Below are 18,802 nucleotides of genomic sequence, written 5' to 3'. Positions count from 1 at the left end.
CGCACCCCTGTCCTGGTGCCATCGGCAGGGCCCGCGGCCTCGGACGGCTTTCAGCGGACCGGCCTGGCAGCGGCGCCGGCGACCTCCGCGAGGTAGGCGGCCGCCTTGTCAGGGTCGAGGAACCACTCGGTGAAGTCGTTGGGGTCGTCGAACCCCGCGATATAGCGATCGCCGATCGCCGGGAACCGGCTCGCGGCACCCAGGATCTCCTGCACGTGCGGGGGCGGCGGCGCCAGCGCCATGTTCGACCACTCGGTGGTCACCCGTCCGTGCCGCACCCAGAACGTCTCGAAGACACCTTCCATGAACGTGCCGTCGAACGGCCGATCCCCGTGCTCGATGATGGCGTCGAGGTAGACGGCCGCGGACCTTGCGGCCATGTTCGCCCCTTGAGCCGTGATGGGGTCGTTGGCGACGACCACGTCGCCCATGCCCAGCGCCCGGCCGCCGGAGGGCAGCGTCGCGACCGGCCGCCGCACGGTGGGGGCGAAGCCGCCGCGCAGCGTGCCGCCCGCGTCGGTGAGCTCCAGCTTGCCGTACTGCTCGCACACCCAGGGCACATGCCGCTCCAGCAGCTCGACGAAACGGTCCAGATGCTCCTGCGGGGAGGAGACGTCGCCGAACACGTCCAGCGCGCCGCCGGGTATCGCCTCGAAGAACAGGATGTGGCACGGACCGGAGGTGGTGATCGCCGGCATCACGATCAGTTCGCCCCGTCCCGGCAGGAGATGGAAGTCCACCGAATGATCGCCGGGGCCGGCCGGATCGGGCTGGAAGCCGTTGACGTAGACGACCGAGAGCATGCGCTGCGGCCGGGTGTAAGGCGAACGGGCCGCGTCGCGCTCGAACAGCTCGGCCAGCGGGCCCTTGCCGGCCGCGACGACGACGAGATCGTGATCGGCCGCCCACCTGTCGAGGTCGGAGACGGTGGCGGCCCGGATGACCACGTTGCCACCGCGTTCTTCGAACAGCCGGAGCCAGCGCGACATCTTGACCCGCTGGTCGATGTCGGCGCCCGGCTTCTTCAGCGGGGCGCTCCACTCGAGCGCAGGAGCAGGACCGTCGCCGCCCAGCATGAAACGGGTGCCAGGGGTGTGCGGCGGCTGCCCGTCCCAGAAGAAGATCCCCAGGTCGCGCTCGTACCTGAGCGTGCTGTCGAACTGGAACTGCGTGGACATCACGTTGCCGTGCTCGATCTCCCCGGCTGTGCGCGCCGACACCACGGTCACGTCATATCCGTGCTGCTGCAGCCCGAGCGCCAGATGCAGCCCGGCCTGCCCGGCGCCGACGATCAGTATCCTGCGCATACCACGTCACCTTCTCTGATGGCGGCCGACGACTCGTCCGCGTCCTTCATGTCCCTGTGTCATGTCCCTGTGTCATGTCCCTGTGTCCTCCTGTCGTGAGCACCGGCTACGGCGTGGGGAAGAAGGTCCGTACAAACTTTTCCCAGGCTCGTTCACCGAAGATCACCCGCTGCGGGCGGAGCAGCCGTACCGGGATGCCGATGCGGTACCGGATACGCGGATTGCGTACGCTGATCGCTTTTTCGATGACGGCCGCGACGTGGTCGGCGCGCAGCGACATCCGGCCTCGGCCCTTGGGATGCTCGACCTCCCGGTACGCTCCGTGCCACACGACGAATCGCTCCCAGAAATCGCCGTAGGGATCCTCTTCGTCGGTGCTGGGGGCGAGCCCTAGGTCGCCCACGGTGGTGGGGACGAACGCGCCGAGGATCGGGGACGGCTCGACGACGACGACCTTGATGCCGAAGCGATGGACCTCCAGCCGGAGCGAATCACCGATCGCCTCGAGCGCGTGCTTGGTGGCCTCGTAGTAGCCCCGCCCCGGCGTGGCGAAGAGCCCGAAGATCGAGGACATGATGACGATGCGGCCGGCTCCCTGCGCCCGCATGCCCGGGAGCACCAGCTGGGTCATCCGGGACAGGCCGAAGACGTTGGTCTCGAACTGCTGGCGGACCGAGTCCATCGGGGTCTGCTCGATCGTGCCGTTGAGGCTGTAGGCGGCATTGTTGATGAGCACGCCGACCGCGCCGTGCTCGGCGGTGATCCAGTCGACCGCCTCGACCATCGACTTCTCGTCGGTGACGTCGACCCGCAGGGTGGTGATGCCCTCCTGCTCCAGGTCTTTCAGGCCCTCCAGACTGCGGCCGCCGGCGTAGACCGGCCATCCCGCCCGGTGCAACCGCAGTGCCAGTGCTCGTCCGGTTCCGGAGGAAAGGCCGCTCAGCGAGGAGATACCGGTGATCAGGACCGCGCGCGATGGTCGTTGCATGATGGGCTCCGGCATCAGTCGGCCGCGACGGCCGTGACCGTCGCGGAGGCGTCCGGCACACTCTGCTGCGAGATGCGGCTCCGTTTCACGGTGGTGCCGAGCCCGAGCCCGTCGACGAGGCGGGTGATGAAGTTGAACAGGGCCGCGCAGAAGAACGCCTCGAGCAGATCATCGGCCGTCCAGCCGGCGTCCAGGGCGTGCTGCCAGTCCGCGTCCGTGATCCGATAGGCGCTGACGCTGAGCTTGGTCAGCAGGTGCAGGAGCACCCGCTCGCGTTCGTCCACCGGCAGGTCGTCGGGCGACTGCGCCCTTTCGATCGCGTCGGCGAGCTCCTTGGAGCCGCCGAAGACCTGAAGGAAGAAGTTGTGCGTGCCGACGCAATACGGGCACTGGTTCACTCTCGAGGTCCAGGCGGAGATCAGTTCCCTGGTCTGCCGCGGTAGCCGGCCGTGATTGAACACGCCGTTGTAGCCGGCCAGCATGGTCTCCAGGAGTTCGGGCCTGGAGGACACCAGCCGGAACATGTCGGGCACGAAGTCCAGTCCGGTCACCTCCTTGGCTCGCTCGTAGAGCTCCGACAGCCGTCCCGTCGCGTCCGCCTCGTCGATCAGCGGAACGCGAACCCCTGCGTTCGAATCCATCTGCCTACCCCTCTTCTCCTCTGTCGGCCGAAGCGCGTTCCCCGGGTCAGCGATCGCGCAGCAACGCCGCCGCGCGTTCGCCGATCATGACGACGGACAGGTGCGTGTTCGCGCAGACCATGCTGGGCATGATGGAGGCGTCCACGACGTGCAGGCCGTCCACTCCGTGCACGGCGCAGTGCTGATCGACCACCGCGTCCGGATCGCCGGCCGGGCCCATGCGCGCGGTGCCGACCGGGTTGTAGGCGCTGTCGACGCCCTTTTCGATGTAGTCGCGCAGGGCCTGGTCGTCGTCCATGATGCGCTCGTCGACCGCGACCAGCTGCTCACCCTTGTCGAGGATCTTCGGTGAGCTCGCCAGCTCCCAGCAGCCTCGGACGCCGTCTGCCAGCAGGCCGTAGTCGCGCTCGTCGGACAGGTATCCCAGATCGACGGCGGGCGCGATGTACGGGTCGGCGGAGGCGAGAGTGACCCGGCCGCGCGAGAACTGCCGGCGCAGCACCACCATCACGCCGAACACCGCTGTGGCCCCGGCGACCCGCCGCAGTTCGGGGAAGTGGTGGGTGAGGTCGAAGCGGTTGACCGCCGCGTAGTACTGGTCGTTGAAGCGGTCGGCGGTCGTGCGGGTCACGATCTGGCCGGTCGACTTGCCCTCGTTCTCGTAGCCCGGCTTGGGCGTCATGAAGACGCCGATGCGCGGCTGGTCGGTCAGCCCGGCCCCTACGCCGGGCAGATCCTGCCGGACGTCGATGCCGAGGGCACGCAGCTCCTCCGCGGGCCCGATGCCTGACCGCAGCAGGATCGCCGGCGAGCTGATCGCTCCGGCCGCCAGGATCACGCGCCCCGCGCGGATCGTCTCATAAGCGCCGCCGTCGATGGCCACGACCACGCCCGCCGCACGATCCCCCTCGAACACGACCCGGTCGACGCTGGAGCGGGGCAGGATCGTGAGGTTGTCGCGCTCGGCGGCCGGCCACAGGTACGACATCGCCGTTGAGATGCGGATGAGCGGATCGCGGCGGTTCGACGGGATCGGCCCGACTCCGGTTGAGTCGGGGTGGTTGTGGTCCTCGGCCCACGGGTGGCCGGCGGCGAGGCAGGCCTCGCGGAACTCCTGCTGCAGTTCGGTCAGCTCCTCCGGCCGCCACCGCCGGATGGGCACCGGGCCGCCGCGACCATGGCATGCGCGGTCGCCGAAGTCCAGGTCGTCCTCCAGGGACCGGAAGAACGGCTGCACGTTCTGCCAGGACCACAGCGGGTTGCCGGCGGACGCCCACTCGTCGTAGTCGTGCGGCGTGCCCCGGATCGCGACGGTGTTGCCCACGGCCGAGGAACCGCCGGTGACCTTCGCGAGCGGGAACATGACGCGGCGGTCCCCGGTGAGCCGGGCAGTGAAGCCCCAGCTGTGATGCACCAGCGACATCGTGTTGGCGTCCAGCAGGTCGGGCGGGGTGGTCCCGGTCGCCCGATAGTGTGGTCCCGCCTCGATCAGCAGCACCCGGCGGCTCGGGTCCTCGCTCAGCCGTGCCGCCAGCACGGCGCCCGCGCTGCCCGCCCCTACGACGATGTCGTCAACGTCAGAAGCCTTCCACGGCGACATGAGTGCTCCTCAACGCTTCCTGGCGAGTCCGCACCACATGGGCAGTGGCTTGGGCCCGGAGGCGCCGGCCGGCGGTCGCCACAGCTCGGTCTCCACCACGCCGGGCGCCACGATCTCCATGCCGTCGAAGAACCGCTCGACCTCGGTACGGGTCCGCCGGGTCACTGCCTCACCGGTCTGCTTGTCCATTTCGGTGAGCATCGCGTTCATCGCCGTGTCCGCCTCGTCTTTGGCGAAGTGGGACAGCGCCAGGTAACTGCCGGAGGGCACCGCGGCGAGCAGGTCGTCCAGGATCCGCTGGGGGCCGTCGGCGTCGTCGACGAAGTGGAGCACCCCGAACAGGACGAGTCCGACCGGCTGGGAGTAGTCGAGCGTGGTGGCGGCTCGGGTGAGGATGTCCTTGGGGTCGTTGAAGTCGGCCTCCAGGAACACTGTGTCGGGGTCGGAGGCCAGCAGGTACTGCCCGTGCGCGACGACGGACGGGTTGCTGTCGACGTAGACGACACGGCAGCCCGGCGCTACCGCGCGCGCGGCCAGGTGGGTGTTGCCCATGGTCGGCAGCCCGCTGGCGAGGTCCAGGAACTGCCGTATGCCGCACTCTCCCGCCAGATGTCCGACGATCCGGCCCAGGGCGTCGCGCGCGGCGTGCAAGTCGACGCGCACTCCCTCGATGCCGCCGGTCTCGCCCGGCCAGTTGACGAACGCGTTGTCGCCGATGGCGCGGTCGGGTGCGTAGTGCTCGGTCCCGCCGAGCAGATAATCCATGATCCTCGCCGTGTTGGGGATCATCGGGTTCACGCCGGCCGGAGCGTGGCCCGGATCCTTCATCGTCGGCTGGCCCTCTCGCATGCTGAAGCCTCCTTACGCGCCCCGGTGCCGGAGCTCGCGGCGTTGACGAAGACAGCGTGCCGCTCCAGCGGGGGCGAGGGCTTCTCTCTGCGTGCCCAGCCCGCCCGGCGGTGCCGGGCAACGCGGGAGTAGTCCGCCCGGTCCGGCCGATGCGACGCTCAACAGGACAGACGCCCCCCGTCCAGAAGCGACGTGGCCACCGTTGCGCGTCGCGCCATCCGCAGCCCTGATCAGCGAGGATCATCTATGACGCCCCAGTACGATGACATCGTCGTCGGCGCCGGTTCGGCCGGCGCCGTGCTGGCCGCACGATTGAGCGAGGACGGGGCCCGCCGCGTTCTTCTCCTCGAGGCCGGCCCGGATTACCTGACACCACAGGAGACTCCGGTCGACATCCGCTCCGGCAACGCGATGTCCTTCAGCGACCACGACTGGCAGTTCAGAGCCGACATCCGGGACGGCCGCCGGATCCGCTTCCCACGCGGCAAGGTGACCGGCGGCTCGTCGGCCGTCGGCGCCACGGTCGCGCTGCGCGGCATCCCCGACGACTACGACCAGTGGGCGAGAGCCGGGAACCCGTCCTGGTCCTGGCAGGAGGTGCTGCCGTACTTCCGGCGTCTGGAAGACGACCTGGACTTCGGCGGCGAGTATCACGGGCAGGGCGGCCCGTACCCGATTCGCCGCTGGCGCCCGGACGAGCTGCTCCCCGCGCAGTCGGCATTCGTCGAGGCCTGCCTCGAGGCCGGCTTCCCCGAAGCCAAGGACCACAACCACCCCGAGTCCACCGGCGTCGGGCCCATTCCGTCGAATCGCCGGGACGCCGCGAATCGGGTCACGACCGCGATGGCCTACCTGGCGCCGGCCCGCGGCCGCCCCAACCTGGACATCAGAGCGAACACGATCGTCGACAGGGTCGTCTTCGAGGGCGGCCGCGCGGCCGGCGTGGTGGCCGGCCGGACCGGCGGCGGCTACGAGACGATCAGCGCACGCCGGGTGATCCTGGCGGCCGGGTCCGTGGCGTCACCGATGATCCTCATGAGGTCCGGCATCGGCCCGGCGGCGGAGCTGCTGCGGCATGGCATCGACTGCCTCGTCGACCTCGTGGGCGTCGGCGCCAACATGGTCGATCATCAGCGAACCGGCGCGTTCCTCACCCCGAACCCCGGAGCGTGCGACCCGTCGGTGCCGTTCCTGCAGCAGATCCTGCGTACGACCGCGGCCGGCTCGGACGAGACCAACGACCTGCAGTACTACATGGTCAACCATTTCGATCTGACCCACTTCCCCGAGCTGCAGATGCTGTCGGGCACCACCATGATCTTCGGTGTCATGGTGGTGTCGCAGCGGCCCCGCTCCCGCGGAAGCCTCAGGCTGACCTCCTCCGACCCGTTGGCGCCGCCGGAAATCGACCTGAACTTCCTCGGCGACGACGGCCGCGAACTCGACCTCCTCGTGGACGGGGTGCGCACCTGCTGGCGCCTGGCCGACCACCCCGGCATCCGCAAGCTGGGGCAGAGCTTCGTGATCCTCCGCGAGGCCATGATCGATGACGACGACATGATGCGGCAGTACGTCAGGACCAGCATCGACAGCGCCTACCACCCGGTCGGGACGGCGCGCATGGGCCCGGCCGCCGACCCGTCGACGGTCGTCGACGAGCGGTGCGGGGTGCACGGCGTACAGTCCCTCTACGTCTGCGACGCCTCGGTGATGCCCGGCACCGTCCGCGCCAACACCAACCTCACCTCCATCATGATCGGAGAGCGCACGGCGGACTGGCTGCGCACCTAGCGAACACGCCGAACCGGCCGGGCGGATCTTCCGCCCGGCCGGTTCGATGTTCAGCCGATCGGCCTCAGCGCACCCGCCGCACGGTCATAAGCAGGCCACCGCGGATCTGCAGGGTCAGCATCGCCTCGCCGGTCACCCGGAAGCCGGGGCTCTTGGTCAGCCGCAGGTCACGGGCGATGGTCGCGAGCGCGACGGTCGCCTCCATCATGCCGAGGTTGTTTCCGACGCAGAAACGCGGCCCGGCGCCGAACGGGATGTAGGAGTAGCGGTTCCGGCCCGCTGAGGCCAGAGGGGTGAAGCGATCAGGGTCGAAACGGGCCGGCGCGCTCCAGAACTCGGGGTGCCGGTGCAGCAGGTAAGGGCTGAGCAGCACGTCCGCTCCGGCCGGGACCGGGTAACCGCCGATCTCGTCGGCTGCGCGGGCGATCCGCGGCAGCAGCCAGACCGGGGGGTACAGGCGAATCGTCTCGTCCAGGACCTGCTTGGTGTAGGTGAGGGCGTGCAGGCTCTCGACGGTGAGCGGTCCGCCGGCGAACACCTCGACGGCCTCGTCGTGCAGCCGCTCCCATACCTGCGGATGCTCATCCAGCATGTGGAAGGCCCAGGTCAGCGTGCTGGCCGTGGTCTCGTGGCCGGCGAGCAACAAGGTGACCAGCTCATCTCGCATGCGGACGCGTCCGGCCCGCTGGTCGCTCTCGTGACGGACGGATTCGATCAGCCGCGAGACGATGTCGGCGCCGGACGGCATGGCCGCGCGATCCGTGGCCAGCTTGTCCACGATCCGCTGCAGGTCGCGCCTGGCCCGCCGGAACCTGCTCTGCAGGGGCAGCGGCAGCCACAGAGGCACCGTGCCGAGCGTGAGGGCGTCGAACATCGCCTGGTTCTGGACCGCCTCGAACGAGGCGCCGATCGAGTCGAACTCGCCGAGGTCGGCGTCGACCAGCGTGCGCCCGAGCACGCCCAGCGTGAAGGAGGTCATCTCCTCGCGCATGTCCACCCGGCCGCGGGCGCGCAGCCGCGCCGTCAGCTGCTCGGCCTCATCGGCGATGGCGCCGAGCTGACCGGCGATCCGCTTGCTGTGGAAGACCGGCTGGATCGTCCTGCGCTGCCTGCGCCACAGCTCTCCCTCGCTCGTGAGCAGCCCGTCCCCCAGAGCGCGCCGGGCGTGAACCATGCCCAGCCCCTTGGTGTAGTTGCCCGCGTTGTCGGCCAGGACGTGCTTGGCGTGATCGGGGTGGTTGAAGAAGTAGAGCGTTTTGGGGCCGAGCGGCAGCCGGACCGCGTCACCGTACCGGGAGGCCGCCCAGGCCATGACTTCGAGCCGGCTGCGCATCATCTTGCCCAGGACGGCCAGGGTGGCGGTACGGGGCGGCCCGGGGAGCCGGCGGCCGCCCCGGGCGGCCGGTCGCCTCGTCGTGGTCATGGCGCGGTTTCCAGATCGGCGAGACCGGAGACGATGCGCCGCCGCCACAGCTCGTAGCTGGGGACGTCCGAGACCTCGAAACGCTGAGCGCGGCTCGAATCGGCCAGATCGGAGGCCTGCTCCGGGGTGATGCCGCACAGCAGGCCGGCCGCCATCGTGGTGTGCGGCATGACCAGACCGGCCCGGAAACGGGCGGCGCCGGCGAACACGCTGCCCTGCGCGACGTGCGGCAGATAGTGGCGGGCCCGCCGCTGGAAGGCGCGCAGCTCTGCCTCGTCCGCCGCGCCCGCATAGGTGGCCGCCAGGCCGGCGCCACTGTACAGATCGGCTCGCCGGCTCTCGTCGAAGGCGTCGATCAGGTCGGCGGCAACGTCGGGGTCGGCTCCTCCGACGAACCAGATGGCCCGCCCGATGCCCTGGTCGATGACCCGGCCGGCGTACCAGGCCGGGCCTCCGGCGGGCCAGGGGAAGTCCGGCTCCTGGTACTGCCGGCGCACGTACCGGTAGGTGTGGAAGTAGGCCTGGTGGAATCCGTAGCCGTCCAGCACGAGCCAGCGCAGCAGGGGATCGGCCGCCGCGGCCGATGCCCTGGCCCAGCGGAACCGGGGCAGCCGGGCGAGGGCCCAGCCGATTCCCACATAGACCATGTACACGTGGTCTTTGCCCTTGCCCTGCAGGAAGCGGCGCACCAGCCCGCCTCCGAACGGCAGGCCGTCGCGGATCGCGAAGCCCATGCCGGCACCCTCGTAGGCGAAACCGCGATACTGCGGCGGTATCAGCTCCAGACGGGCCTCGGCCTGCGCCGGATGGCGTGCCTCGGCGGCATAGGCGTAACCGGTGAGGAACATCTCGCCCGTCGTCTCCAGCATCGTCCGTGCGGCGGCGTCCTTCGCGTGGAACCCGCGGACGGAAAGCTGCGCTTCCTTCTTGTTCGGCGTCAGGATGCGGCGTCTGAGCGCGCGCCACGCACTGGCCAATTTCCCGCTCCTTTCAGCGGATCACCTGAAGGCGGCAAGCCCGGGCGGGATCTCACGGCCCGGGAGTTCAGCGGACCCGCGCCCTGCTTACCGCTGTGACGCTGCAGCCGGCCCGGGGTGAACCCGAGGTGGTGCACGGCCGGCTCGGGCTCGGGAAGACCCCGCTGGTCGAGCTCCGGGAGCGCCAGCAAGATCGGCAGGTCGGTGAGATCGACGCCGCGCATCGGGATGTCGAGCTCGATGCTTTGACCGGCCCGCATGGTGAACGGCTTCGGATCACCCACGAAGCCGGGCCTGGCCCACGGCCGCGGATCGATGTCGTCGCCGCGCATCGCGACGGCGACGGACCGGACGTGCCACTGGCCGGCGGGCACCGAGCCGAGCCGGTACTCGCGCACGCGGCAGCTGTCGGCGGGGCTGTCGAGGATGTCGCAGGAGATCGGCATGCCCTCGACGAGAGGGCTGCTGAACACTCCCACGTAGACGCGGAGCGGCGTGCTGCTGTGCGGCAGGACCATCTTGCCGTGCACCTCGCCGGATGCCTGTCCCGCGTCCATCCTGGGCGGCAGGAACGACAGCGTGCCGCTGCGGAACAACGTCCGGAACTGGGCCGGCGTCACACCGACGCTCTGGCGGAACCGGGTGGTGAACGTCCCGAGGCTGTTGTACCCGACCATGTAGGCGATATCGGTGACGCTCATCGGTGTCTCCAGCAGCAGGCTCTTCGCGCTGTACAAGCGGATCGCGCTCAGGAAACGCCTCGGTGACGTGCCGGTGACGGAGCGGAAGACCCGGGAAAAGTAGAACTTGCTCAATTGGGCGCTGTCGGCGATGTCGTCCAGGGACAACGGTTCACCGTAGTGCTGCCACATCATAGTTATGGAACGCTCGACGGCCTCTCGACAGATCTCTTTCACAGAACCCCGTCCCCTGGAAACATCAGTGTGATCGCTTGTACGACACCTCAACAGTTATTGATCCGGTCGTTCGATCTCTCGAGAAAACACTCTCGGTGACTGCAAGGTAGCTGTGGGAGTGGACCCGTCCATTATGCGCACGCGGGTCGCCGATGCACTTCTTTGAACTTGCTTGCATGGATCCGCCGGCGGCCTGCCGACGCCTCTTATGGTGCCCTGCCTGCCGATCTCCGAAATTACGGGCGCAATTTGGAAGAAGCCGTGTGCGGCCGAGATGCCTAGGCTGTCCGGGGGTTCCGGCTCGCCACGGGGCCCCTGTTGCGGGAACTCCAGGTCGCTTGCTCGCCACTTCCAGGTATTCGCCGTGAGTTTTAGCGGCGGCTCCTGGATTGCGCCGTGTCTGCTTTTCGTGATGCGCCGGCGCCGTTGCTAGGTTCTCGCTACGGCAAGGCGGGAGAAGACGAGCCCGGACCTCGGTGCCATGCTGGCCAGGGTGAGCGCAGGTGCTCTCCGGAAAACCCAATCACAAGCCGTCCTAATTATGGGGAACGATGCTGACCAACCGATTTGATGTGGCAATCCTGGGGTCGGGAATCGGTGGCTCGATGCTCGCGTGCATCCTTGCCAAACAAGGCGTCTCGACTCTCCTGCTCGAGGGGGCGAGCCATCCGAGATTCACCATCGGCGAGTCGCTGATACCGGAGACCGGCCTGCGGCTGCGCATCGTCGCCGACAAGTACGGCGTTCCGGAGATCGGCTGGATCGGCACATTCCACAAGCTGCGCGATCACGTCAGCAGCAACTGCGGCGTCAAGCGCTCGTTCGGCTTCATGTATCACCGCGCCGGCGAGGAGAACCGCCCCGAGGAGATCAACCAGTTCGGCACGCTCGCCCCGCCCGTCGGCCCCGACTCGCACCTGTTCCGCCAGGACACCGACGCCTACCTCGCGGCGATGGCGGTCAAGTACGGGGCGACGTTCCACTCCCAGACGCGCATCTCGGAGATCAAGTTCGGTGACGAGGTCGAACTGCTCGCCGACTCCGGCCGTACGTACCGCGCCAAACTCCTGATCGACGCCTCAGGAATGCGGTCCATGGTCTCCGACCAGCTCGGCATGCGCGATGAGGTGCCGCGTTTCCGGACCGACACGCGCGCCATCTACACCCACATGACGGGGGTCAAGAGCGCCGATCTGCTGCTGGACGCCGGAGACCGGCGCCGCCTCATGACGCCGCTGGGCCAGTCCACCATGCACCACATCTTCGACGGCGGCTGGATGTGGGTCATCCCGTTCAGCAACCACCGCGACGCCACCAATCCGCTGACCAGCGTGGGCCTGATGCTGGACCGGCGCAAGCACCCGAACCCCCAGGGAGAGCCGGAGCAGGAGTTCCGCCGGATCATCTCCGCCTACCCGACGATCGCCCGCCACTTCGCCGAAGCGGACGCGGTACGCCCATGGATCAGGTCCGGCCGCATCCAGTACTCCTCGCCGCACCTGATCGCACCCCGCCTGATCCAGCTTCCGCACGCGGCCGCCTTCATCGACCCCCTGTACTCCAGCGGCATGTCGGTGCTCATCGTCGCGGTGGATCTGATCGCCGAAGCCCTGCTGAAGGCCGTCGCCGACGACGACTACGACCTCGAGCGGTTCCGCTTCGTGGAAGAGGTGGTCAACCGCGGATTCGACCACTACGACGCGATCGTGTCCGGCTCGTTCGACTCGTTCGCCAGCTACGACACGTGGAACGCCTGGAACCGCAATTGGGTGATGGGCAGCCTGCTCGGCACGTTCGGCCCGCTGTCGCTGTGGATGCGCTACCGCAAGACCAAGGACCCCGCCTACCTGCACAAAACGACCGAACCGAGCCGCATGGGCGTGCTGGGAAGCCATCTGCCGGGTGTGGTCGATGTCGTCCAGGCCTCCCGCGCCGACCTGGACGCGGCGATCGCCGGCGAGATCAGCCACGCCGAAGCGAGCCAGCGCATCTTCGCCCGGTTCCGGAGGGCCGAGTTCCTGCCGCCTTACATGGGCTTCGGCGATCCCCGCAAGACAGGGACGGCCACCTTCACGCTGCTGCCAGGTGCCCGCCACGTCATGTGGTACCGGCGTCACGGCGATCCGATCTACCGGGAGAACTGCGACTTCCCGCTGCTGGCCTACGCACGCGATGGCGCGGGCTTCGTGCTGGGGGAGGCCCGTCAGTCGGGACGGCGTACGCTGTCCGCCCTGCGTGACGTCTTCTTCGCCGGTAACCGCGACGGGCGCCACATGGCACCGGCGCTGTCGGCGCACCGCCACCTCCTGACGCCGGTCCAGGCGGCCGCCGCCTTCGACGACGAGCTGACCGGGATCGACGCCGCCGACACCCCCCGAAGCATGGCCTGACCGGTACGCATCGGTGCGACCGCCATCCATCGCGATGCGGAGGACGCCCACCTCGTCATGAACGTTCACTTGGAAGGGAGATCGCAGTGAGGCTACGTGAGCGTCTCCGCCGGCTGGTACCGGGAGCGCTGGCCATCGTGGTCGGTACGTCGCTGTGGTTGGCCGCCGGCGCCGCCGTCGCGGTTTCCGGCGCCGCAGACACGGCCACGAAGTATAAGTTCCAGGAATTGCCGATCGCGCTGCCGCCCGGCTACGACACGCTGCCCAAAAGCACGATGCGTCCGGTCAACCCGGCCTATTACAAGATCCGCTCCTGGGTCTCCGCAGTCGGGGCCAGCGTCGCCATCAACGACGTCACCGGCAACGGCCGCCCGAACGGCATGTGCATCGTCGACACCCGGACCAACAAGGTGATCGTCACCCACACGCCCACTGCGCCGGCGGAAGATCAGTTCACGCCGTTCACCCTGGAACCGGGACCGCTGCCCTACGACGACACGATGGCGCCGACCGGCTGCGCCCCCGGCGACTTCATCGGCGACGGCCGCATCGGCTTCCTCGTCATGTACTGGGGACGCACCCCGATCCTGTTCCTGCCCAAGTCGGATGCCACGAAGCCGGAACCGAGCGCGTACGTGCCGCGGGAACTCGTACCCTCGCAATCGCTCGACGGCAGATACCACGGCGCGCGCTGGAACACCGATGCCGTGCACGTCGGCGACCTCGACGGCAGCGGGCACCCGTCGATCATCATCGGGAACTACTGGCCCGACTCCGACGTGCTGGACCCCGACGGCATCAACAACGTGGCGATGCCCAACAGCATGTCCTCGGGCAACAACGCCGGTGGCGCCCATGTGCTGCGCTGGGTCGGCGCCACTTCGGGCACCGATCCGCAGGCGAACTACGTCGAGGAGAAGAACGCGATCCCGTTCGAGAACTCCACCGGCTGGACGCTCGCGATCTCCGGGGCCGACCTCACCGGTGACGGCCTGGCCGAGATCTACCTCGCCAACGACTTCGGGCACGGCTTCCTGCTGTACAACGACTCGACGCCGGGCCGCATCAGGTTCAAGGAGGCCAAGGGGATGCGCTCCCCGACGACCCCGAAGTCGTTCGTGATCGGGAACGGCTCCTTCAAGGGAATGGGCGTCGACTTCACCGACCTGAACCGCACCGGCAAATTCGACTTCCTGGTCAGCAACATCAACGTTCCGTGGGGCCTGCAGGAGAGCAACTTCGTCTTCGTCAACCAGGCCAAGGACGAGGCCGACATGAAACGGCAACTCAGCGACGGTGTCGCCCCGTTCACCCAGGAGGCCCAGCAGTACGGGCTGGCCTGGACCGGCTGGTGCTGGGACGTCAAGGCCGACGACTTCCTCAACAGCGGTGACAGGGAAGTCGTCCAGACCACCGGCTTCGTCCAGGGCACCGCCAACCGGTGGAACTGGCTGCAGGAGGCCGCCACCATGAACGACGAACTCCTGCGCAGCCCGGCGATGTGGCCCAACTTCGAGCCCGGCGACGACATCTCGGGTCACGAGGCCATCGCCTTCTACGCCAGGAACGCCGAAGGCCAGTACGTGGACATCAGCGCCGAGCTGGGCCTGGCCGTGCCGATCCCGACGCGCGCGGTCGCCACCGGTGACACGACCGGCACCGGCACCCTCGACTTCGCCGTGGGCCGGCAATGGGGACCGCCGGCGTTCTACGCCAACCAGTCGCCGAACCGCGGCAACGCCCTCACACTCAAGCTCTACCGTCCCTCCACCGGGACGGGGGAGACCGGCGACGGGCTGAAGGGGATCGGCGCTCCCGCCTACGGCGCGACGGTGAAGATCACCACGCCGCAGGGCACCCAGATCTCGCAGCTCGACGGCGGTGGCGGCCATGTCGGATTCCGCAGCTTCGACGTCCGCTTCGGGCTCGGCTCCCACACCGGCCCGGTCTCCGCTCTGGTGCGGTGGCGTGACATCAACGGCGCCATGCGCCAGCAGACGCTCTCGCTCACGCCCGGCGTTCACAGCCTCATGCTCACCGACTCCGCCGAGGAGGTCTCCAGCCGATGACCGCCGTCCTGAACCACCCCACCGGCGACAGCGCCCCGGCGAGCGAACCGGCCGCCCCCGCCAAGCCGAAGCCCGATCCCCGGTACCTCGCGCTGCGCAACTTCGCCTTGTCGATCAGTGTCCTGAACGTCTTCGGTTACACCCTCCTCGGTTTCGAACAGCCCTGGCTATGGCCGTTCATCGCCGTGCTCACGGGATACACGACCGAGATCGGTCTCGAAATGGTCAGCGCGTGGGCGCAGCGGCGCCGGCCGCGCTTCCTGGGATCGGGACCGCGCGGCGTCTACGAGTTCCTGCTCCCGGCGCACATCACGGCGCTGGCCGTCAACATGCTGCTCTACGCCAACAACCAGATCCTGCCCATCATCTTGGGCGTGTTCGTCGGTGTGGCCGGCAAGCATGTGTTCCAGGCGCCCATCGCCGGGCGGATGCGGCACTTCATGAACCCGTCGAACTTCGGCATCACCGTCGTCCTGGTCGCCTTCAGCTCCTGGGTCAGCATCGCCCCGCCGTACGAGTTCACCGAAGAGGTGAACACCTTTTTCAGGCTGATGATCCCGTTGATCATCATCACCGCCGGGACCGTGCTCAACGCCATGCTCACCCGCAAGGTGCCCCTCATCCTCGGCTGGATGGGCGGCTTCGCCATCCAGGCCTTCGTCCGGCACTGGGCCTGGGACGTCGCGCTCTTCTCCGCACTCGGCACGATGACCGGAGTCGCGTTCGTCCTGTTCACCAACTACATGATCACCGACCCGGGCACGACGCCGTTCAAGGCGCGCGCCCAGTTCATGTTCGGCGGCTCAGTCGCGGTCGTCTACGGAATCCTCATGCAGTTCAACATCACCTACACCCTGTTCTTCGCGCTCGTGATCGTCTGCGGGGTGCGTGGCCTGGGCTGGTGGGTTCACCACTTCCGCAACCGCGGCCGGTCCCGGCTCGCGATCGACGCCACCCCGGTCGCAGGAAGGGACCCGGTCCTGACCTCGGGGACGGCGAACCCGGGGTTGCGCGGCCCGGAGCGAGCACCGCAGGTGTCCGCGGAACCGTGATCGGCGACCGACGGACGAGCACCCGAGGAGATCATGTCGCAGAGTTCCAGCTCGGTGCTGGCCGTCGCCGACGTGGCGGTGGTGCTGGCGGTGGGAGCGGCCCTCGCACCGCTGATCCGCCGCCTGCGCCAGCCCCGGGTCATAGCCGAGATCGTCGCGGGCATCGCGCTCGGCCCGAGCCTGCTCGGCCTGGTGCCGGGCGAGCTGACGACACACCTGTTCCCGGCCGGGGTCCGCCCCCTGCTGTCGGCCATCGCCCAGGTCGGTGTCCTGCTCTTCATGTTCCTGGTGGGCTGGGAGATGGACCTCGGCCACGCCCGCACCCGCGGCCGCGCCGTGCTGGGCGTCTCGCTCGCGTCCATCGCCTTTCCCTTCGGGGCCGGCGCCGTGCTGGCCACCTGGCTCTACGGCAACCACGCCATGATCGACGGGCACCGGGTCGACCAGGTGGCGTTCGTCATGTTCGTCGGCACCGCGATGGCCATCACGGCCTTCCCGGTGCTGGCGCGCATCATCGTGGAGCACCGGCTACAGCTGACGCCCGTCGGCGTCATCTCGCTGTCCGCCGCCGCGGCCGGGGACGTGCTGAGCTGGTGCATGCTCGCGCTCGTCTCGGTCGTGGCGACCTCCGCCCATCCTGGGCGCCTGCTCGAAGTCCTCGGCTACTCCGCTCTGTACGCCCTCGTGCTCTGGGCCGCCGTACGGCCGCTCCTCAGGGTTCTGATCCGCCGCATGAGCCGCAACGGCGGCGTCTCACCTCAACTGCTCACGATCATCGCCGCCGGCGTCTTCCTGGCCGCCTACACGACCGACCGGATCGGGATCCACGCCATCTTCGGTGCGTTCTCCTTCGGCCTGATCATGCCTCGCGACTCCGTCGAGATCCTCGTCTCACACGTGCGGATCCCCTTGGAGCACGTCACCGGACTGCTGATGCCGATCTTCTTCATCACCACCGGGCTGTCCGTCGACCTCAGCGAGCTCGGCGGCAGCGGCATCGTGGAGCTCCTGGCCATCATCGCCGTGGCCTGCCTGGGCAAACTCGCCGGCGTCATCCCGGCGGCACGGGCGGCCGGGATGACGTGGACGGACTCGACGACCGTCGGCCTGCTCATGAACACGCGCGGCCTCACCGAGGTGATCATCTTGAACGCGGGACTCAGCCTCGGCATCCTGGACACCCGCATGTTCACGATGATGATCGTCATGGCTCTGGTCACCACGGCGATGGCGGGGCCTTTCCTGTCCTACCGGCCCCACGCCAGAGCCGGCGGACGGGCCACCGCCGGCCGCACCGCGCCGGAGAGCCGTCTCAGCGAGGCCGCTTCGCCCGGTCCGGCGGAGTGAGCGCCGTGAGATCACGCTCAGGCGATCTCGAACGCTATCTCGTCGAGCAGGGCCGCCAGCTGCCCGGGAACCGACACCATGGGCCAGTATCCGGCGTCCAGGGTGCGGAAGGTCCAGCCGGGCTCGGATCGCAGCGCCTGGATGGCGGGGCACAGGAGTCCATGGGTGTGGTCGAGGTCACAGACGACGTAGGTCGCCGGGCCGATCGGGTGCTTCACGGTGACCGGCTCGATGAGCGTGCGGCCCGGGTGGGGGACGAGCCGTTCGGCGAGCCGGCGGGCGTCCCGGTCGGAGAGGTCGGGCACGTCGGACAGGAGCTCGTGATCGGGGGCGGGCCAGAGCCCCCCGGCGGCCTCGATGAGCGCCCGTTCTGCGGCCAGCTGGTTGTCGGGCAGTCCGTCCAGCGTGGACAGGCCGTCGCGGGGCACGAATCCTTCGATGTAGATGCTGTGGGTGACCTGTTCCGGCACGTGGTCGGCGACCAGCCCGGCCACCATGCCGCCGTAGTCGTGGGCGACCAGGATGACGTCGTCGAGGCCGGAGAGCATCGCCAGCCCGTCCTTGACGTGGTCGTCGAGACCTACTCTGGACGGCTCCTCCGCGTCCGGTTCGAGCCCGGTCAGCGTGACGCTGTGCGCTCGGTGCCCCCGCTCGCGTAAAGCGTCGGCCACCGGATCCCATACCCAAGCGCCCGACCAGGCACCGGGGATCAGTACGAAGTCCGTCATCGTGAGCACCTCTCTTACGTCACGGCAGCGCGGGGGCGCCTGCCCGGGTACGGGAACGGGGAGGTACGGGGGAACGCGGTCAACGTCGGGCTCGGTCGTCTTCACCAGGGAGGTGCAGGGCAGGGCCGCCATCGTCGGCCCGCCACCCCTCCATCATGCCCCGCGAGCGCGTTCCCAGGAAGGAACCTTCACCGCCTCTGCCGCTCTCCCGGGTGCCGCGCCGGACGCCCAGGAGGGGCGCCGCATCCGCGAGCCGGCAGGCGGATGCGGCGCGCCCTGCTCAGACGGGGACGGCCGCCGTGTAGGGCTGCAGGGCCTTCACGAGGGACTCGGGCACGCGGGCCGGGACGGTACGGGTGTTCGGCCCGCGCATGCAGGCGACCCGCTGGCGACCGCGCGCGACGAGCTTGTCGATGCCGTCAGAGTGCGTCACCACGTAGTCGAAGCCGAACTCCAGCTGTGTCTGGGCCAGCTCGATCAGCCGCATCCGGATGGACAGCTCGTCGAATGCGGTGATCTCGGCGAAGAACTCGCAGTCGACTTTGAGGGTGAACAGTTTCAGGTCGTCCTGCAGATCGGAGAGGACGTCCGGTGCGTGGGTCTTGAGGAACAGTTCCCGGCACCGGCCTTGCCAGCGCAGGTAGTTCACGTAGTAGACGTTGCCGACGAGGTTGGTCTCCTCGAAGCCGACGGTGTGCTGGTACTCGAAATAGTCCGTCATGG

Annotated in this window: 15 protein-coding genes; 5 read left to right on the top strand and 10 right to left on the bottom strand. The window is 68.7% G+C overall.

Annotated elements, in window-relative coordinates:
* Positions 1–50: 50 nt before the first annotated feature.
* The 5 genes from ACFFR3_RS44640 to ACFFR3_RS44620 form a co-directional block, all read right to left on the bottom strand.
* Entirely contained in the window at positions 51–1,307 is a 1,257-nt protein-coding gene (locus ACFFR3_RS44640) for a styrene monooxygenase/indole monooxygenase family protein (protein WP_345408288.1), read from the bottom strand.
* A 106-nt stretch (positions 1,308–1,413) separates the two neighbouring features.
* A complete protein-coding gene (locus ACFFR3_RS44635) occupies positions 1,414–2,310 on the bottom strand; it encodes an SDR family NAD(P)-dependent oxidoreductase (protein ID WP_379485127.1) in 897 nt (298 codons plus the stop codon).
* On the bottom strand, positions 2,310–2,936 hold the full coding sequence (locus tag ACFFR3_RS44630; protein ID WP_345408284.1) for a carboxymuconolactone decarboxylase family protein: 627 nt from the start codon (positions 2,934–2,936) through the stop codon (positions 2,310–2,312). Before ACFFR3_RS44630 ends, ACFFR3_RS44635 begins: the two co-directional genes overlap by 1 nt.
* A 46-nt stretch (positions 2,937–2,982) precedes the next feature.
* Positions 2,983–4,536, bottom strand: coding sequence for a GMC family oxidoreductase (locus ACFFR3_RS44625; RefSeq protein WP_345408282.1), 1,554 nt, complete (start codon positions 4,534–4,536; stop codon positions 2,983–2,985).
* 9 nt (positions 4,537–4,545) lie between these two features.
* Positions 4,546–5,385 carry an SAM-dependent methyltransferase gene (locus ACFFR3_RS44620; RefSeq protein ID WP_364382587.1) on the bottom strand — a complete coding sequence of 280 codons (840 nt, stop codon included), beginning with the start codon at positions 5,383–5,385 and terminating at the stop codon, positions 4,546–4,548.
* A gap of 246 nt (positions 5,386–5,631) precedes the next feature.
* On the opposite strand from ACFFR3_RS44620, the gene ACFFR3_RS44615 reads away from it, so the two are divergent.
* Positions 5,632–7,176: a GMC family oxidoreductase gene (locus tag ACFFR3_RS44615; RefSeq protein WP_345408277.1), complete on the top strand. Its 1,545-nt coding sequence runs from the start codon at positions 5,632–5,634 to the stop codon at positions 7,174–7,176.
* A 64-nt stretch (positions 7,177–7,240) separates the two neighbouring features.
* Here ACFFR3_RS44615 and ACFFR3_RS44610 read toward each other — a convergent pair whose 3' ends face one another.
* The 3 genes from ACFFR3_RS44610 to ACFFR3_RS44600 are packed head-to-tail and all read right to left on the bottom strand — an operon-like array spanning position 7,241 to position 10,448.
* The gene (locus tag ACFFR3_RS44610) at positions 7,241–8,599 is read right to left on the bottom strand and encodes a cytochrome P450 (protein ID WP_379485126.1); all 1,359 of its coding nucleotides are present in this window, start codon (positions 8,597–8,599) and stop codon (positions 7,241–7,243) included.
* Positions 8,596–9,576 carry a DUF1702 family protein gene (locus tag ACFFR3_RS44605; protein ID WP_345408273.1) on the bottom strand — a complete coding sequence of 327 codons (981 nt, stop codon included), beginning with the start codon at positions 9,574–9,576 and terminating at the stop codon, positions 8,596–8,598. Before ACFFR3_RS44605 ends, ACFFR3_RS44610 begins: the two co-directional genes overlap by 4 nt.
* Positions 9,537–10,448 carry a helix-turn-helix transcriptional regulator gene (locus tag ACFFR3_RS44600; protein ID WP_379485150.1) on the bottom strand — a complete coding sequence of 304 codons (912 nt, stop codon included), beginning with the start codon at positions 10,446–10,448 and terminating at the stop codon, positions 9,537–9,539. The genes ACFFR3_RS44605 and ACFFR3_RS44600 overlap by 40 nt, the downstream gene beginning before the upstream one ends.
* Before the next feature lie 650 nt (positions 10,449–11,098).
* Between ACFFR3_RS44600 and ACFFR3_RS44595 the strand changes: the two genes are divergently transcribed.
* From ACFFR3_RS44595 to ACFFR3_RS44580, 4 genes are all read left to right on the top strand, one after another.
* The gene (locus tag ACFFR3_RS44595; RefSeq protein WP_364382600.1) at positions 11,099–12,883 is read left to right on the top strand and encodes an NAD(P)/FAD-dependent oxidoreductase; all 1,785 of its coding nucleotides are present in this window, start codon (positions 11,099–11,101) and stop codon (positions 12,881–12,883) included.
* Between the two features lie 86 nt (positions 12,884–12,969).
* On the top strand, positions 12,970–14,952 hold the full coding sequence (locus tag ACFFR3_RS44590) for an ASPIC/UnbV domain-containing protein (RefSeq protein WP_379485125.1): 1,983 nt from the start codon (positions 12,970–12,972) through the stop codon (positions 14,950–14,952).
* Positions 14,949–16,004 (top strand): enediyne biosynthesis protein, encoded by a 1,056-nt coding sequence (locus tag ACFFR3_RS44585; protein WP_379485124.1) that lies wholly within the window; start codon positions 14,949–14,951, stop codon positions 16,002–16,004. Before ACFFR3_RS44590 ends, ACFFR3_RS44585 begins: the two co-directional genes overlap by 4 nt.
* 33 nt (positions 16,005–16,037) lie before the next feature.
* Positions 16,038–17,351, top strand: a complete 1,314-nt coding sequence (locus tag ACFFR3_RS44580; protein ID WP_345408261.1) for a cation:proton antiporter domain-containing protein — start codon at positions 16,038–16,040, stop codon at positions 17,349–17,351.
* 17 nt (positions 17,352–17,368) lie between these two features.
* Here the strand turns inward: ACFFR3_RS44580 and ACFFR3_RS44575 are convergent, their stop codons facing one another.
* Both ACFFR3_RS44575 and ACFFR3_RS44570 read right to left on the bottom strand, forming a co-directional pair.
* On the bottom strand, positions 17,369–18,079 hold the full coding sequence (locus ACFFR3_RS44575; protein WP_364382612.1) for an alpha/beta fold hydrolase: 711 nt from the start codon (positions 18,077–18,079) through the stop codon (positions 17,369–17,371).
* 280 nt (positions 18,080–18,359) lie between these two features.
* The gene (locus ACFFR3_RS44570) at positions 18,360–18,800 is read right to left on the bottom strand and encodes an acyl-CoA thioesterase (protein ID WP_345408255.1); all 441 of its coding nucleotides are present in this window, start codon (positions 18,798–18,800) and stop codon (positions 18,360–18,362) included.
* Between the last annotated feature and the right edge of the window lie 2 nt (positions 18,801–18,802).

The organism is Nonomuraea salmonea (assembly GCF_042428605.1).
Classification (GTDB): domain Bacteria; phylum Actinomycetota; class Actinomycetes; order Streptosporangiales; family Streptosporangiaceae; genus Nonomuraea; species Nonomuraea salmonea.
This window is presented reverse-complemented; position numbering and strand designations above follow the sequence as displayed.

Bases quoted from the DNA above. Each gene is read 5' to 3' on its own strand.
- ACFFR3_RS44640 (WP_345408288.1), bottom strand. From the start codon at position 1,307: ATGCGCAGGATACTGATCGTCGGCGCCGGGCAGGCCGGGCTGCATCTG.
- ACFFR3_RS44635 (WP_379485127.1), bottom strand. From the start codon at position 2,310: ATGCCGGAGCCCATCATGCAACGACCATCGCGCGCGGTCCTGATCACC.
- ACFFR3_RS44630 (WP_345408284.1), bottom strand. From the start codon at position 2,936: ATGGATTCGAACGCAGGGGTTCGCGTTCCGCTGATCGACGAGGCGGAC.
- ACFFR3_RS44625 (WP_345408282.1), bottom strand. From the start codon at position 4,536: ATGTCGCCGTGGAAGGCTTCTGACGTTGACGACATCGTCGTAGGGGCG.
- ACFFR3_RS44620 (WP_364382587.1), bottom strand. From the start codon at position 5,385: ATGCGAGAGGGCCAGCCGACGATGAAGGATCCGGGCCACGCTCCGGCC.
- ACFFR3_RS44615 (WP_345408277.1), top strand. From the start codon at position 5,632: ATGACGCCCCAGTACGATGACATCGTCGTCGGCGCCGGTTCGGCCGGC.
- ACFFR3_RS44610 (WP_379485126.1), bottom strand. From the start codon at position 8,599: ATGACCACGACGAGGCGACCGGCCGCCCGGGGCGGCCGCCGGCTCCCC.
- ACFFR3_RS44600 (WP_379485150.1), bottom strand. From the start codon at position 10,448: ATGTGGCAGCACTACGGTGAACCGTTGTCCCTGGACGACATCGCCGAC.
- ACFFR3_RS44595 (WP_364382600.1), top strand. From the start codon at position 11,099: ATGCTCGCGTGCATCCTTGCCAAACAAGGCGTCTCGACTCTCCTGCTC.
- ACFFR3_RS44585 (WP_379485124.1), top strand. From the start codon at position 14,949: ATGACCGCCGTCCTGAACCACCCCACCGGCGACAGCGCCCCGGCGAGC.
- ACFFR3_RS44580 (WP_345408261.1), top strand. From the start codon at position 16,038: ATGTCGCAGAGTTCCAGCTCGGTGCTGGCCGTCGCCGACGTGGCGGTG.
- ACFFR3_RS44575 (WP_364382612.1), bottom strand. From the start codon at position 18,079: ATGACGGACTTCGTACTGATCCCCGGTGCCTGGTCGGGCGCTTGGGTA.
- ACFFR3_RS44570 (WP_345408255.1), bottom strand. From the start codon at position 18,800: ATGACGGACTATTTCGAGTACCAGCACACCGTCGGCTTCGAGGAGACC.